11 protein-coding genes are annotated in these 16,498 nt (G+C 52.2%); 6 read left to right on the top strand and 5 right to left on the bottom strand.

The window, feature by feature from the left end:
• Positions 1–52: 52 nt before the first annotated feature.
• Positions 53–3,607, bottom strand: coding sequence for a BamA/TamA family outer membrane protein (locus tag IMY23_RS15455; protein ID WP_192822958.1), 3,555 nt, complete (start codon positions 3,605–3,607; stop codon positions 53–55).
• A gap of 262 nt (positions 3,608–3,869) precedes the next feature.
• Here IMY23_RS15455 and IMY23_RS15460 point away from each other — a divergent pair, with 262 nt between their 5' ends.
• Positions 3,870–4,424 (top strand): hypothetical protein, encoded by a 555-nt coding sequence (locus IMY23_RS15460; RefSeq protein WP_192822959.1) that lies wholly within the window; start codon positions 3,870–3,872, stop codon positions 4,422–4,424.
• Between the two features lie 106 nt (positions 4,425–4,530).
• Here IMY23_RS15460 and IMY23_RS15465 read toward each other — a convergent pair whose 3' ends face one another.
• The 3 genes from IMY23_RS15465 to IMY23_RS15475 all read right to left on the bottom strand — a co-directional run bounded on the left by IMY23_RS15465 (position 4,531) and on the right by IMY23_RS15475 (position 5,916).
• Entirely contained in the window at positions 4,531–5,013 is a 483-nt protein-coding gene (locus IMY23_RS15465; RefSeq protein WP_192822960.1) for a very short patch repair endonuclease, read from the bottom strand.
• 253 nt (positions 5,014–5,266) lie between these two features.
• On the bottom strand, positions 5,267–5,536 hold the full coding sequence (locus tag IMY23_RS15470) for a hypothetical protein (RefSeq protein ID WP_192822961.1): 270 nt from the start codon (positions 5,534–5,536) through the stop codon (positions 5,267–5,269).
• A 110-nt stretch (positions 5,537–5,646) separates the two neighbouring features.
• Positions 5,647–5,916, bottom strand: coding sequence for a hypothetical protein (locus tag IMY23_RS15475; protein ID WP_192822962.1), 270 nt, complete (start codon positions 5,914–5,916; stop codon positions 5,647–5,649).
• Between the two features lie 200 nt (positions 5,917–6,116).
• Between IMY23_RS15475 and IMY23_RS15480 the strand changes: the two genes are divergently transcribed.
• From IMY23_RS15480 to lpdA, 5 genes are all read left to right on the top strand, one after another.
• Positions 6,117–7,730 carry a hypothetical protein gene (locus IMY23_RS15480; RefSeq protein WP_192822963.1) on the top strand — a complete coding sequence of 538 codons (1,614 nt, stop codon included), beginning with the start codon at positions 6,117–6,119 and terminating at the stop codon, positions 7,728–7,730.
• A 393-nt stretch (positions 7,731–8,123) separates the two neighbouring features.
• On the top strand, positions 8,124–10,883 hold the full coding sequence (locus IMY23_RS15485; RefSeq protein ID WP_192822964.1) for a 2-oxoglutarate dehydrogenase E1 component: 2,760 nt from the start codon (positions 8,124–8,126) through the stop codon (positions 10,881–10,883).
• Positions 10,884–10,910: 27 nt separating this feature from the next.
• Positions 10,911–11,291, top strand: a complete 381-nt coding sequence (locus IMY23_RS15490) for a four helix bundle protein (protein WP_370589873.1) — start codon at positions 10,911–10,913, stop codon at positions 11,289–11,291.
• Between the two features lie 67 nt (positions 11,292–11,358).
• Positions 11,359–13,011, top strand: a complete 1,653-nt coding sequence (gene odhB / locus IMY23_RS15495; protein ID WP_192822965.1) for a 2-oxoglutarate dehydrogenase complex dihydrolipoyllysine-residue succinyltransferase — start codon at positions 11,359–11,361, stop codon at positions 13,009–13,011.
• 297 nt (positions 13,012–13,308) lie between these two features.
• Positions 13,309–14,712, top strand: a complete 1,404-nt coding sequence (gene lpdA, locus IMY23_RS15500; protein WP_192822966.1) for a dihydrolipoyl dehydrogenase — start codon at positions 13,309–13,311, stop codon at positions 14,710–14,712.
• Between the two features lie 281 nt (positions 14,713–14,993).
• On the opposite strand, the gene IMY23_RS15505 is transcribed toward lpdA, so the two are convergent.
• Positions 14,994–16,496 carry an OmpP1/FadL family transporter gene (locus IMY23_RS15505; RefSeq protein ID WP_192822967.1) on the bottom strand — a complete coding sequence of 501 codons (1,503 nt, stop codon included), beginning with the start codon at positions 16,494–16,496 and terminating at the stop codon, positions 14,994–14,996.
• Positions 16,497–16,498 lie beyond the last annotated feature (2 nt).

The raw sequence follows: 16,498 nt of genomic DNA on the forward strand, positions 1-16,498 counted from the left end.
CAGGAAAGGCTACCCAACTGGGTAGCCTTTCCTGTTTTATAAGAGTCAGTGGTTAAAAGAAGAAACCGGCTTTGATCAAGGGCATGGCGTCTTCCTGAGATTTGGTGTAGCCCACCGAGATAATCACCTGGTTGAGCGGTGAGAGCCACACCCCGCCGCCGTAGCCGCTGTGCCATTCCTTGGAGTCTTCGCCTTTCACGAACACGCGGCCCACATCATGGAACCCAAACACGCCCACAGACGCCGGGAACAAATAGGTGGTGAAGCTGAACAACCGCAGGCGGGCCTCAGTATTGTTGTAGAAAGCGCCTTCGCCGCTGAAACGGCTTCTGCGGTAGCCGCGCAGGTTGGCTAGTCCGTCTAAGTTCTGAGCCTGGAAGAACTCGATGTTGTCCCCGAAGGTGTAGCCGCCGCCAAAACGGGTAGCCAGGGTAAGCTTGAACGGAATGCGCAAGGTCTTGTAAATGGAGAACTGCGAATGTGCCCGCGCATAATCCCGGGAGCCAGACTTGGTGCCTTTCATGACGTCTGCGCTAATAGACCACAGTACACCTTTAGAAGGCAAGGCCGGCAAATCACGCGAGTCCAGGACATATTGGGCTCTAAGCCCGGCGTAGGTTTTTGGGTCATAATACGTGGCCAGTCTGTCAGATTCTGTGGCGGCGTAGGATTCCAGGAAGCGGCCAGGTGTGCGCTCCACGTTCACCGTCTCCAGGGCTGGGCCTAGGAACAAAGTTTCATATTCGCCTACTTTTCGGCCAAACAACACATTGCTGTAGAACTGCGAAGACCGGTAACGATAATAGTCAATGTCTATCTCATCATTGTACTTACTTTCATTGCTCAACCCGAAGAAGTTGTCTGAGAAGCCCGGGCTTTTGAAGTTCACGTTCACCTGTACATCCAGCCCCAGCCGCAGCCGCGTGAAATGCGCATTGTAGTCCACTAGAAAAGACTTGGTAGCGAAGGCGTAGCTGCCCATCAGGCGCTGGCGCATGCCAAACGGTTCTTTCTGGAAGCCCTGCGTCTCCAGCAACACCCCGGCGCCTAAGAGAAAGCGGTCATCGCGGTTAAATTCCAGTGATGCCAGCGGGCCCAGGTAGTTGTACTTAAAGGCTCTTCGGTCATAGGTGGCCGTGGGCTTGAGGTGCGTAAACTCGCGGGCCTCAGTGCCCAGTTCCAGTTTGGCTCCGTTGGGTTCGTCATATACATACGTCAGACGGCGCAGGCCCTCTACGCGTGATTTGTCAGTGATTTCATCTTGGCCGGGGCCGCCCACCAAACGCAGGCGTATGCCGTCTTCGCCCTGGCCGGTCACGGTGATCTGGTCATCGCCGCCTAAGCCGTAGATTCTGATCTCACGCGTGTCTTCGGGCAGAAAGGTGCGGTGGTAAAAGCGGTTCTCTGGGGTTCTGTCATTCTTGTAGATAGACACCACGGTTACGCCTTTGGCCTGACGCTCTACCTCAAATAAATCGGGTTGGTCTGTGCCTACCACATCTACTTTCTGGGCCAGGAATTCATAGTAGTCCTCTGCGTCACGTTTAAGGGAAGACCGGCGCGCCTTGAGAATACGGGCCAGCTCTGGGCCTTTCAATTGGTAAATTTCCGGCGGAAGCTGGCGCACGGCTTCTTCTATCACCTCATCTGTGAGGGACGCGGCCACAGAATCTGCCATGGCTACCCACTGCGATCGCTCCAGTTCTGTGAGAAAGTACCGGTCAAAATAGCGGTTGTTGAAGTTGAAGCCTTTGATGTCACGCAGGCTCTCGTCAAAGCCCTGCACCTTGGGCAGAATCCAGCGGCGGCTGGCAATGTTTGGAATCACGCCCTGGTTCACGAAGAACGCCTGGTCACGGTCCCTGGGAATGGGTCTGTACACTTTGCCTTTGCCTTCTTTCTTGAACTCGGCCCAGCGCCACTGGTCATCATGGCGGTCCCAGTCAGCTATGTAAAAATCCAGAAGCCGGGCGCGGAGCACAGAAAGTTGATCCACCACATCGTTCTGGTCTTCCTGCAGGTTCTCCAGGACTTTTTCGGTGCCCACTACATTCTTGGCGTTGCCCATGCTGGCCAGGTGTGACATGTCCTCATCGCCGCGCTCCTCAAACAAACCAATGGTGTTGGCGAAGCCTTTCAAATAACGGCCAAACCTGGGGTCATCTGGAATAATAAAATACTTCGGGTTGGTATGGTACACGCCGGCGGCTCTGGCCAAGGGCGTGACTACCAGGGCGCCGTACGGGTGAGAGGCCGAAATCTGGTCTTTCACCACGTCGGCGGCAATGGTCTGGCGCAAGATGCGAGGCAGGGCGTCGTCGGGGTATTTTTCCACGGAGCGCAGCACGTACTGTTTGCCGGTACTGTCTTCCAGGCGCAAAGACACGGTCTGGAAGCCGCCGCCGCGTTGAATCACTTTGAGACCGCCGTGCTGCGTACCTATGTCAAACACGGGCAAAGTCACAGGTTGCTCCCATTCCGGGCGGTAGTTTTCGCCCATGAGCCAATGCCGGAAACCGCTTGATTTGTAGTAGTTACTGGCTGGCAACGTGGCGGTTTTGCCCGCAAAGCTCAGTTTCATGTTTTTGATGCGCGCCTCCACCTGTTTTAACGTAGGCTTGCGCGAAAGCAGGGCGCGGTGCACTACCTGCGCGGTGGCGCTTTGGTTGTCTGGGGCGGTATAGATTTCCAGCCAGGCTTCGCCGTTGGGGTAGTACATGACTTTGGTGAAGCCGCTGGCCTGCTGCGAGAATGCCGTGGCGGCTTCTTTTACGGGCGAGATGTTGGTGGCCCCGGTGCCCGCGCCTAGGTAATGAATGCTGTCTAAGGTTTGGTACTGCAACGCGGGCGAATTGCCTTCTACATGAACCAAACCCTTGTGCTGCGAATAAAACTGGGCCAACTGCCGGTGCATGAGGCGGTGCTCCAGGCTTTTCATCTTAGGCGAAATAGTGAGGCCCACCAGCAGGTTCTTGTCTTCATTGCTGCGCAACAGGTCATCTACGGCCGCCAATGTGGCCGTGGAACCGGTGTTGGGGCAGCCGCGCTGTTCCTCTTCCTCATCCAGACGGCGGCGGGGCAGAAGCCACTGCGTGTCTAGCAGCAGCAGGTGCACGTCATCTGTGAGGGCCAGCTCAGAAGGGCCGGGGCAGGTGTTCTCGGGCAAGAAGAGTTTGTCGTTCTGCAGGTATTGGGCAATGTAGCGTTCCTGGTTGCGCACGCCCTGGTCTATGCGGCCCTGGGTGTCATGTTCGCCGGCCATAATGATGGTCTTGCCTTTGTAGCCTTGCACGTGTTGCAGCTGAATCTTCAATTGCACTTCCTGGGCCTGTCTGCCGGGTGCCGAGACCCCAGGCAATGCCGATGGCAGAAACGGATTCCCCAGAAAGACCAGGGTGCTGTTCTCACCGGCCTGTTGCAAATGTGCCCGAAGCGCCGGCAAGGGTGCCGCACTGCCCAAGGTAGGCGCAGTACGGCCCACCAATAACACCGTGTGCGACGGTTGCCCGGCAGGCAGCGCAGGTAATTGAGCCCAACTTAAGAAAGGAGAGCCTGTGAGCAGACCCAAAAGAAAGAGAGTTACCCAACGGGGTAAGAGTGGTTTCATACAGTGAATAGGTGAGGAACTTTCCGTTTTGGGGCTCATTTTCAGAAACGAAGCCCAAAACGCTAATTCCGCCAGCCATGGAGATGACCAGACGGTTTGCCGCTGTTTACGAAGTTTAGCCGGGTTTAGGTTAGCCCTTTTGCGCATTAGCGGCTTATAAATAATAAAAGATAGGAGAATCGCTATTATTAAAGAGGGAAATCACGGCAGCGGGAATAAAACACTGTGGTTTTTTGTTCTGTTTCTAGCCAATTGACCTGCCATGCCTACCATTCCCCTAGATTTGAAAGCCGCCCTGCTGTCCATGCCCCAAACCCGCAAAGACAAACTGCTGCTGCAACTGCTGGCTCCTAACCAGTTGCTGCAAGATCGGCTGAGGTTTGAGTTGCTGGAAAACGGCCAAGAAGGTCTGGAGGCGCGCCGTGAAAAGTTACAGAACATCATTCAGATCCAGGCTAGTGGCTTATATTATTCTGCGGCAGATTTGCTTACTAATCTGCGGTTGGTGTGTCCGCAGATTAGTTACCACGCCAACGTCACCAAAGACGCTTACGGCGAAGTACAGTTGCTTATAAGGCTTTTGAAGGAAGTGCTTTTTCACCAGAAAGGATTGCTCCAGACCTATTCAGGTGCCACCCAAGCCATCGGTCTTTTTCTGGCCAAGCGGGCCGAGGAGATGCTACGCAAACTTCAGAAACTGCCCCAAGATTTCCATGTGGAATTTGAAGCCGAAGTGAACATGGTCTTACCACTGCTGCATGCCTCAGCGGCAGGTTATGCAGCCCGGGCGGCTGGTGTACCTACTACTTGGAGCTAAAGAGGTACTTTCTATCGCATCGGGAATAAATTTCCGTTTTTGGGCTCATTTCTGGAAACGAAGCCAAAAACGGAATTACCAACTTTGCCCTTACTTATGTGACGTTCTACGCCGCCTCCAGCCAGTAACTGTCAGGAACACCGCCTTCATGCAAGGCTTTTATGGTGAAAAGACAGCCCGCCAAATCTTGCTCCAGTTGACATCCCCAAATTACCAGCACCTGCCAGCCGGCGGCTTTCAGTTGGGCGCGGTTTTTAAGGTCACGTTGTTGGTTTCGGGTGAATTTTTCTTGCCAGAAAGCAGTGTTAGATTTGGGCAGGGCGGGCAGACAATGCGGGCAGCGGTGCCAGAAACAGCCGTGCAGAAAGATAGCCAACTTACGGCCTGGGTAACAGACATCAGGTTTGCCGGGGAGTTGCTTCCAGTGCAGGCGGTAGCCACGGAGTCCGTTTTGCCAGAGCGCGCGGCGCAACAAAAGTTCTGGCTGGGTGTGTTTGCTCTTGTTGCCGCGCATGTAGCGGCTCACACGCTCCTGGGCGGTGAGCGGCGCGGGAGCAAGAGCGTATTTCTTTTTCTTTCTGGTGGCCATAGCAGAATGGGGTATTCAGAAAACGCAAACTGCCGCTGCTAAGTGCCATGTTGCACCATTTCTCACCAAAAATATCACCACGGTTTCGCATGAAAACACCTGGCAAAAAAAATCTGTTTTCGGGCTCATTTCTGGAAATGGGGCCGAAAACAGAAGTACCTTCTTTAGATTAATTTGCTTCGCCAATAATAAAAAAAGCCCCGCCGGAAAAAGCCAGCGGGGCGTCTTTTTTAGCACGAAGCGGTCTGTCTGCTTAATGCTTCACTTCCTCTACCTCGGTGAACTGGTTGTTGCCGTAAGACACCAGCACAATGGCGCCAATGGCCACGGCGGCCACAGAGAGAATCAATTGCACGGGTGTCATTTTCTGGCGCGCCTTCAACAACATGGCTCCGGCATCTGAAAGTAACTCCGGCAGAACGTCATGCTTGCCCTGGTACACGTGCATGATGGACTCCACCGTACGGGCGAAATCTTTGGGCTGAACCAATGAGGTAGAGGTGGTATTTGCTGCTTGTTCCATAGTAAGTCTTGGTTGGGTATAAAAAAGAAACATCCCGGCCGGGGCGTTGGGCACCCAGCCGGGATGTTTATACGCAGCGTTCCCTTGTAAGGTCACACTTTTTTAGACATTTATGCCACCTGTCCGCCGGCGCCGCGCACGGCCTCGTTGATCTTCTGGATAATCTTGTCTGGGCTGAACATCATGCTGGCCGGAAAGCTCACCGCCACGTTGTTGATCTGCAGCTGCTGAGAAGCCTCATCATAGGCATAATCGGCGGTCACGCCTTGCTTAGACACGCGCCCGCTGTTGCCTTCCAGCTCAATGCCGGCGGCGCTGAGTTTGCCGCGTAAGTTGTTGTATAGTTCTGGGGTAATGCCGTTGTAGGTAGCGTTTGCCATATGCGTTGTGTAAGGGTTAAGGGTGGAATGTTTTTTTAACGCAACAGCCCCGGCTAAGGTTAACCGGGCCCATGCGAGTTAAAGGTAATCGTTTTCGGGCTCATTTCCTGAAACGGGGCCAAAAACGCACGCCGGGCAAGTTTTTAAACCTTTGGCTATTTTTATAGGTAAAGCTGAACTCTGGCAGACCAACGGCTTACATGAAAAAGAGCATCATACGTGCGGTAGTAGGAATCCTGTGCCTGTATGGGTTGGCTCAACTTTTTTTCACGGACCAGCCCACCGCGCTAAGCCTGGGTTCCACCGCTTTCTTCGGCGAACGGCGCCTGCTCCAAAACCCGCCAGACAGTGTGTGGGCCACCGCGGGCCTGCAGTACAAAATCAGCAAAGTAGGGGCCTTTTTTCTGGGCAAGCATTACCGGCAGGTCTGGGCCACGCCCGTCAAGGCCAAGGTGTTCCACATGAACGAGCAGCAGGGTGGCCTGCGCATTGAGAAACTGGGGGGCGGCATGCAAACCACCAGCCTCACGCTCACAGACTCACTGGGCCGCCGGTTTACGCTGCGGTCCGTGGACAAAGACCCCATTAGTGTGCTGCCCCCCTTCTGGCGGAAGACCTTTGTAGGTGCCTTTGTGCGGGACCAGGTCTCGGCCACCAACCCATATGCGGCCTTGGTGGTGGCGCCGCTGGCCGAGGCCGCGGGCGTGTTCCATCCAACCCCGCATCTGGTGTTTGTGCTGCCCACTGACCAGGATTTCAAGCAATATGCCCATCTGGTAGGCAATAAACTTTTCCTGATGGAAGAGAAATTCACCACCAGGGCTTCATTGACCAAGAAATTTGGGCAGGCCACTGACTTGGTAGACACTGAGACCATGCTAAGCCGCCATTACCGCTCGCCCAACCACCGCATTGACCAGTGGGCCTACGCCCGCGCGCGCCTGTTGGACTTGCTCCTTAGCGACTGGGATCGGCATGAAGGCCAATGGGATTGGGCCGAATACCACCAAGGCCCACAAGTTCTCTACAAACCCATCCCCAAAGACCGCGACCAGGCCTTGTGCCATTATGATGATGGCGTGATTCCGTGGCTGGCTACCCGCAAGTTCGCGGCGCGCAAGTTTGAGTCTTTCCACCCCGAGTTCAAAGATGTGTTTGGGCTTACCATCAACGCATCTTTCATTGATCAACGTGCCCTGGCCGAGGTTTCCATAGCTGATTTCAGGCGCCTGGCGCGGGAGTTGCAACTGGCCCTTTCTGACTCGGTGCTCCGGGCCGCGGTGAAGGAATTTCCCAAGCCCGTTTATGATTTAGTGGGCCAGCAAACCTACCAAACCCTCAAAAGCCGTCTGGCCCGCTTGCCGCAAGCCGCCGAGGAGTATTACCGCGTTCTGGCCAAGCACGTACTAGTGGCAGGCTCTGATGAACGCGAACGCTTTGTGGTGCACCGCCTGTCACAGGGCAGAACGGTGGTAGAAGTGTTTGCCCTGAAAGAAAATGGGGTCAACGGCGAAAAACTCTTCAGCCGAACTTTTTTCGCCAATGAGACAGATAAAATAAGCCTGTACGGCCTGGGCCAAGATGATGTGTTTGTGCTACGCGGCACCGCCACTGAAGGAAGTTACGTGCATATTTTTGGCGGCAGCGGCTTAGACGAAGTTACTGATGCCTCAACTGTAAAAGGCTGGCGCAAAAAAACCATTGTAGAAGACTCAGCGCACGGTGTGCTTGTGCAGGAAGGCCCCGAGACCGAAAGCCGCATTTCAGCGGTCATTTCAGAAGTCCCGGTTTTCGTACGGCACCGGGAGCGTTAGCTAATTCCTATTTTCGGGCTCATTTCTGGAAATGAGGCCGAAAACAGGAATACCCAAACCTTCTGCAGCTTTTATATAATAAGCTCCTGTAAACTGGGTTATAAAAGAGACTGATTTTATGGTGAGAAAAGTTTGTCAAATTGGTTTGGCCTCATAAGAATAGGTTTCTAAGTCTTAAATATTTGTGTGCTAACAATTTATCTCTATTTTCGCCTAAAGCTGTTTTTACGCGTATTGATAGGAAGAATAGGCTGTTTGGGAGAGTATCTATGACTTTAGCTTTATAAATAACAATACTGAATTATTTTATATTTGCTTATGCGAATATGTAAATTAGGTTATTAATCAACATTTTCTAATTTGCCGAAGCATTAGCAAGTACTTTCAATCATTATGGATAAATACTCATATATCGCCAATGCGCACGGCGCTTACATTGACGAACTATACAAGCAATACCAGCAAGAACCAGAATCTGTAGAGTTTGGCTGGCAGAAATTTTTTGAAGGCTTTGACTTTTCTCAGACCTACCCCAACGGGAACGGCCAGGAGGGTGCAGCTGAGGCACCGGCCAAGTCAACGGGTGCCACGGCCTCTGCCGCTGAGGTAGAAAAGGAAATCCAGGTTCGTAATTTAATCTATGCGTTCCGGTCACGGGGTCATCTGCGTTCCAACACCAACCCGGTGCGTCCGCGCAAAGACCGCAAGGCGTTGCTGGATTTGTCTGACTTTGGGCTGTCTGAGGCAGATTTGGATAGTACGTTCCAGAGCGGTTCAGAAATTGGCTTGGGCAAAGCCACGCTGCGCGATATTCTGGCCTCTCTGAAAAAAATATACGAGCGCACCATCGGCTTTGAGTACATGTACATTCGGAACCCCGAAGTGCTGGCCTGGTTCAAGCAAAAAGTGGAGAAAGACTCCTTGAGTTTCAATCCCTCTATAGATTATAAAAAACGCATTCTGTCTAAACTGAATGAGGCAGTAGTGTTTGAGAACTTTTTGCATACCAAATTTCTGGGGCAGAAACGCTTCTCTCTGGAAGGCGGCGAAACTACTATCCCGGCGCTGGATGCTATTATTGACAAAGGCGCTGAGCTGGGCGTGAAAGAAGTAGTGATTGGCATGGCCCACCGCGGCCGTCTGAACGTGCTGGCCAACATCATGGGCAAAACCTACGAGCAGATCTTCTCTGAATTCCAGGGAACCGCCGTTCCGGATCTGACCATGGGTGACGGCGATGTGAAATACCACATGGGTTTCTCCAGCGAGGTAGATACCCCTTCTGGCCATAAAGTGAATCTGAAACTGGCGCCCAACCCCTCGCACTTAGAGGCGGTGAACCCAGTAGTGGAAGGCTTTGTGCGCGCCAAGCTGGACTCCATGTATGAGCGTGACGTGAACAAGGTATTGCCTATCCTGATTCACGGTGACGCCGCCGTAGCGGGCCAGGGCATTGGCTACGAGGTGACCCAAATGGCCAAACTGGAAGGCTACGGCACCGGCGGAACCATCCACTTCGTGATCAACAACCAGGTTGGTTTCACCACTGACTTTGAAGACGCCCGATCTTCTATCTATAGCACAGATTTAGCCAAAATCATTGACGCGCCGGTGCTGCACGTGAACGGTGATGACCCAGAAGCAGTAGTTTTTGCCGTGCGTCTGGCCACCGAATATCGTCAGAAATTCCATAATGATGTGTTTATTGACATGGTGTGCTATCGCCGCCATGGGCACAATGAAGCAGACGAGCCTAAATTCACGCAGCCACAACTCTATAACTTAATCTCCAAGCACCAGAACCCCCGTGAAATCTATAACAAAGCCCTGGTGAGCCGCGGCGATTTAGATACCAAGGTGGCCGAAGAAATGGACAAGGAATTCCGGCAGATGCTGCAGGAACGCCTGGACATGGTGAAGCAGGAGCCCTTGCCGTACAATTACCAGGTGCTGGAGAAAGAATGGCAGGAACTGAGACGCTCTAGGCCAGAAGATTTCCACCAGAGCCCAGAGACCGGAATTTCTATGGAAGCGCTGGAGCAAGTAGGCAAAGCCTTGACCACGCTGCCAGAGAACTTCAAGCCACTCAAGCAGATTGAGAAACTGACCAAAGAGCGCCAGGACATGTTCTTCGGGAGCAAGTCTTTGAACTGGGCTTCGGCGGAATTGCTGGCTTTCGGTTCAGTTCTTTTAGACGGTAAAATTGTGCGGATGTCTGGGCAAGATGTGCAACGTGGTACTTTCTCGCACCGCCACGCGGTTTTGCATGACGCCAACACCAGCGCCGCCTATACCAACCTGAACCACATTTCTGAGAATCAGCAGAAACTGCAAATCTATAACTCCCTGCTGTCTGAATATGCCGTGCTGGGTTTCGAGTTCGGGTATTCTATGGCAAATCCCAATGCTTTAGTAATCTGGGAAGCGCAGTTTGGGGACTTCGCCAACGGCGCGCAGGTTATGATTGACCAGTTCATTTCGTCCACAGAATCTAAGTGGCAACGCATGAACAGTGTGGTAATGTTACTGCCGCACGGCTATGAAGGTCAGGGTCCGGAGCACTCCAACGCCCGCCCAGAGCGGTTCCTGCAATTGGCCGCTGAGTACAACATGTACGTAACGCAGTGTACCACCCCGGCCAACTATTTCCACATGCTGCGCCGCCAACTAGCCCTGCCGTTCCGGAAACCGTGTATTCACATGGCGCCTAAGTCTATGCTGCGTCACCAGAACGTGATGTCGCCGGTAGAAGATTTTGCCAAAGGTGCTTTTCAGGAAGTAATTGGTGATATCTATGCCGAGGCCAAGAAAGTGACCAAAGTGTTGCTGTGCACCGGCAAGATTTATTACGAATTGCTGGAAGAGCAGCAGCAAACCAATCGCAAAGATGTAGCCATTATAAGAATGGAGCAGTTGCATCCGTTTCCAGATGTTCAGTTGGAGCGCGAACTCAACAAATATCCAGGTGCTGAGGTGTTCTGGGTACAGGAAGAGCCGTTCAACATGGGCGCCTGGACCTATATTCTGAGCGTGATGCGCAGCCGCGTGGTAGATGTGGTTTCACGTAAGCCAAGTTCTTCACCGGCCACGGGTTATAACAAAATCCACCAGAAAGAGCAGCGCGCCATCATTGAAAAAGCCTTCAGTATATAATTGAGAATTGGGAATTAAGAATTAGGAATGATGAAAGAGGAGAACGTCTTGCTGACCAAAAGTTACAGCTTTGGCGTTCGAATCATCAGATTATACCAATTCTTAAGTGATGAGAAAAGGGATTACGTCATTGGTAAGCAGATTCTCAGAAGCGGAACCTCTATTGGGTCCAATGCTGAGGAAGCCGTAGGAGCCCAGAGCAAAAGAGATTTTATGGCTAAGCTTTGGATTAGCTACAAAGAAGCTAGAGAATCACATTATTGGCTGCGTTTGCTAAGAGACACTGATTACCTGACGCCCAACTTGGCAACTTCACTTTTAAACGATTGTGAAGAACTGCTGAAGATTATTGGATCAATTCTTAAAACAATGCGGGGACAAGGAGATACAAGCTCCTCAGACTCTTAGACAACAGATAAAAAGATTTGGATAGGAATTCCTAATTCCTAATTCTTAATTCCTAATTAATTAGACTATGTCATTAGAAGTAAAAGTGCCGGTTGTAGGGGAATCCATCACGGAAGTAACTATTGCCAAATGGCTCAAACAAGACGGCGACCAAGTGGCCATGGACGAGGTGATCTGCGAACTGGAATCAGACAAAGCCACCTTTGAACTGCCCGCTGAGGCTGCCGGTATTCTGCGTATCAAAGCCCAGGAAGGCGATACCATTGCCATCGGCGAGGTAATCTGTACCATTGAAGGCGGCGGTGCTGCCCAAGCGTCTGCTCCAGCACCAACCACAGTTGCTACCCAAGAAGGCATCACCGAAACCAAAACCGTGACCGACCCGCAAAGCACCGTGGCTGCTGAGGCTACCCCTAATCGCGGTAACCAAAACGAGGCTACAACTGCTCCTGCAACCGGGGATAGCGCTGGTTCTGGTCAAACCCTGGACGTGAAAATCCCGACGGTAGGCGAGTCTATCACCGAAGTAACTATTTCCAAATGGCTGAAGGCTGACGGCGACCAGGTTTCTATGGATGAGGTTCTCTGCGAACTGGAATCGGACAAAGCTACGTTTGAACTTCCTGCCGAGGCAGCGGGTGTTTTAAGAATTGTGGCTCAAGAAGGCGACACTGTTGAAATTGGTGCTACTATCTGCCGCATTGAAGTAGGTGCCGGTTCTGGGGCTTCTGCTCCGGTTGCCGCGCCACAAGCCAGTGCCCCAGCGGCGCAGGCGGCTTCTGCTCCAGCTGGAGGTGCTTCTACTTATGCCAGCGGTACGCCTTCACCAGCTGCAGGTAAGATTTTGTCTGAGAAAGGTATTTCGGCTGCTGATGTATCTGGTTCAGGCCGTGACGGCCGCATCACCAAAGAAGATGCCCAGAATGCCCAGGCCAAGCCAGCTGCTCCGGCAGCGCAACCAGCGGCTTCTTCGGCACCGGCTGCAGCTTCTCAATCTTCGGCGCCAGCCGCCGCGGGTTCCAGAAACTCACGCCGTGAGAAAATGAGCAGCCTGCGCAAAACCGTAGCGCGCAGATTGGTGTCTGTGAAAAATGAAACGGCCATGCTCACCACCTTCAACGAGGTGGACATGAAACCGATCATGGACATACGCGCCAAATACAAAGAGACTTTCAAAGAGAAGCACGAAGTAGGCTTAGGTTTCATGTCGTTCTTCATCAAAGCTTGTACCGTGGCCCTGAAAGAATGGCCTGCGGTAAATGCTCAGATTGACGGTGCTGAAATGGTCTTCAATGACTTCTGCGATATCTCCATTGCCGTGTCTGCGCCGAAAGGTCTGGTAGTGCCGGTGATTCGCAACGCTGAAGGCCTGAGCCTGGATGGCATTGAGAAAGAGGTAGTGCGCCTGGCTAAACGTGCCCGCGAAAACAAACTGGGCATTGACGAAATGACTGGCGGTACGTTCACCATCACCAACGGTGGCGTGTTCGGTTCTATGATGTCAACGCCTATCATCAACGCACCGCAGTCTGCCATTTTGGGAATGCACAACATTGTGAACCGCCCGGTGGCTATCAACAACCAAGTAGAAATCAGACCAATGATGTATTTGGCGCTGTCGTATGATCACCGTATTATTGACGGTAGAGAGTCGGTTAGCTTCCTGGTACGAGTGAAGGAGTTGTTGGAAGACCCGATGAGACTTCTGTTAGGCGTTTAGTATTTTGAAGTGGTGAAGGAGGGGTAGGCTTAGGTTTGCTCCTCCTTTATTATAATTGGCAGCGAAGCAGTAATTTCTAGCCATCTATATTCATTTTTTATCCTGGAAGGATCTAGGTGGCGTACTGTAGTGGCTTCTAGTAAGCGCTTTTCTAGCTTGCCCACAAAGTCCTTTCAGGATGATAGAGGGGATGTGGGCTGATTTTGCAAAGAAGACCAAAACAGTGGGAGAGTAATTTTTCTACTGCCAACATAATTTTTGAAGAACGAGGAAATCCTTCCTCTTAAAAGAAAGAACATGAAATACGATGTAACGGTCATTGGTTCAGGTCCGGGTGGTTATGTGGCCGCCGTGCGTTGCGCACAGTTGGGTCTGAAAACAGCCATCATTGAAAAATATTCAGTATTAGGCGGTACGTGCTTGAACGTAGGCTGTATTCCGTCTAAAGCCTTGCTAGATTCGTCTGAGCATTACCACAACGCTGCACACACCTTTAAGGAGCACGGCATTGACCTGGAAAACCTGCAGGTGAATTTGGAGCAGATGATTAACCGCAAAAGTGGTGTGATCAAGTCGAACAATGACGGCATTGCCTATTTGATGAAGAAGAACAAGGTGGACGTGTACAACGGCCTGGGCTCCTTCGTGGACAAGAACACCATTAAAATCACGGGTCAAGACGGGGCCGAGCAGCAGCTGGAAACCGACAAAGTCATCATCGCTACGGGTTCTAAGCCGGTGAACTTGCCGTTCCTGCCCGTTGACAAAAACCGCATCATCACCTCAACTGAAGCTTTGACCTTGAAAGAAGTGCCTAAGCACATGATTGTGATTGGCGGCGGTGTGATTGGCCTGGAACTGGGTTCTGTCTATGCGCGTCTGGGGTCTAAGGTAACGGTGGTGGAATACACAGATGCCATCATCCCGACCATGGACCGTGCCTTGGGCAAAGAGTTGCAGCGCGTGTTGAAAAAGACCTTGGGTTTCCAGTTCTATTTCGGGCATAAAGTGACGGGGGCGCAGGTAGAAGGAGATGTGGTGAAAGTGACCGCAGAAAACCCCAAAGGCGAAACCGTGACGTTTGACGGAGATTACTGCCTGGTGTCGGTGGGCCGGAAACCGTATACTGAAGGTCTGGGCTTGGAGAACGCGGGTGTACAGCTAGGCGAGCGCGGCATGATTGCCGTAGATGACCATCTGCAAACCAACGTGCCCGGCATCTACGCCATCGGGGACGTAGTACGCGGAGCCATGCTGGCCCACAAAGCCGAAGAAGAAGGCGTGTTGGTAGCCGAGCAGATTGTAGGCCAGAAACCGCACATCAACTACAACCTGATCCCGGGCGTAGTCTATACCTGGCCAGAAGTAGCGGGCGTGGGCTTCACTGAGGAGCAACTGAAAGCTGACGGCGTTGCCTACAAAACCGGTTCATTTCCGTTCAAAGCATCTGGCCGCGCCAAAGCGTCTATGGACACCGACGGTTTCGTGAAAGTACTGGCAGATGCCAAGACCGATGAAATCTTAGGCGTACACATGATCGGGCCACGCGCTGCGGATATGATTGCTGAAGCCGTAGTGGCTATGGAATTCCGGGCTTCCGCCGAGGACATTGCGCGCATGAGCCACGCGCACCCAACGTACACCGAAGCCATGAAAGAAGCTTGTTTGGCCGCTACTGAGAATAGAGCCATTCATATTTAATTCAGCCTTTTAATTTAAACCAAAAGCCCTTCCTTGAATTTTCAGGGGAGGGCTTTGTTGTTTTCCCGTTTTTGGCCTCGTTTCTGAAAATGAGCCCGAAAACGGAATTTTACTTGTCAGGCGTTTACCTGCGCTAACGCTCAACGAAAGCGTTTACGAGTTGAAAAATTCAAGTGAATTCCTGAAAAAAGCGAAGGCCTCTCCTGTGTGTACAGAAGAGGCCTTCGCTTTTTTGGTTTCCGTTTTTGGCTTCATTTCTGGAAATGAGCCTAAAAACAGGTTTAGAAATTCCACCCGAAGGTTACCACAAAATTGGTGTTCTCATGCTTGCTGTTTACTTCTGGCGTGGTCAGGCCTTCATACTCTGAGCCCTGCACCGCGAAGTCTGAGTTCACATACGGAGAGTACACGCTGTTGAACTTGCTGTAGACCAGGGCGGCATCAATAAAGTAATTGGTCTGCCGTATGCCAAAGCCACCGGTCAAATACGTCTTGGCTTGGTCCACGCTGCTGTTCTTGAACGGGTCACCGTACAGGGCGTAACCGGCCCGCAGCCTGAACACGTCTAACCGCGCCTCAGCCCCTAATCTGTAGTTTACAGCGCTGGAGTACACGCTTTTGGCAGCCATGTTTTCATCCTGGAAGTTGTAGTCACCGGCAGAAAGTTTGCCTGCGCTGTAGTCTACATACTCCATATCGGCGGTCACAAAACCATATTTACCAATAAAAGCAGCCACGCCTCCATTGGCCCTGAACGGCGTGGTCAGGTTGTATTCATACACACCGTCATCAGTGGAAAACGTCTGGAAAAGATTCAGCGTGGGCTCTGGCGCTGTGTTGAAATTCACGTCAAGCTGCGTTCTGAAATTGTCTGTGAGCGTGTACCAGGTAGGCGTCTGCATTGAAACCCCAATCCGGAGGGCGTCTACCGGTTTGAAGAGCGCGCCAATTTTGATGTTCACCCCGGTTCCCTCAGTGCTGAGGTTGTCATAGAGCGTTACGTTGGAAATGTTAGCCGCAGGGTCTGTCTCTGTGTAGGTGCGGGTCTGCTTGAACTTAAGCGATGACAACCCGATGGAGGCGCCCAGAAACAGCTTGTCTCTGAAACTGGCCCCGTAAGAGAAATCCCACTGGTTCTGTGATCCGCTGGACTCAATGGTTTCCTGGTACGGGTTAGTCAAGCTCACATCCCTCAAAAAATACCCAAAGTCATCTTCAGACAACAGATAGGTTTCATACGCCAGCTCCTGCAATGAATTCAAGGTAAAGTCATGCGCGCCGGTGGGGTCATCTGCATTGGCCAACTGTGCGGCATATTCCCCGAAGCGCATGGAGTTCTGCCCCGCTACGCCCCGGTAGAAAACCCGTTGGTTAAAATTGTTCTGGCGCGTGAAGGAAATCCCGAAGTTGCTGGCCCGCCAATCACCTTCCTCGTCATCTGCCTTTCTGGTGGAGAACACCGCTGAGAAGTGCGGAATGTTGAGGTTGTTACGGTTATTCATGCCGGCGCTGCCTTCTACCGTGGAATTGACCTCATTGAAGTTCATGCCAGCAGAAACCGAGATCTCAGATCGCCGGAACAAGCCCAGGCCTGCGGGGTTGGAGTACAAGTTGCCGGCGTCGCCGCCAAGGCCTACGTTGGCGCCACCAATGCCCATGGTGCGGGCAGTGCCACCGAAATCTGTGCGGGAATACCGAAGAATGTCAATCTCGGTTTGGGCAAAACCCTTCCCGGCACTGCCTAGCAACGCCAGGCAGGCCAAAAGAAAGCTATATTTTTTCATCT

It is taken from the genome of Rufibacter sp. LB8 (assembly GCF_014876185.1).
GTDB lineage: Bacteria > Bacteroidota > Bacteroidia > Cytophagales > Hymenobacteraceae > Nibribacter.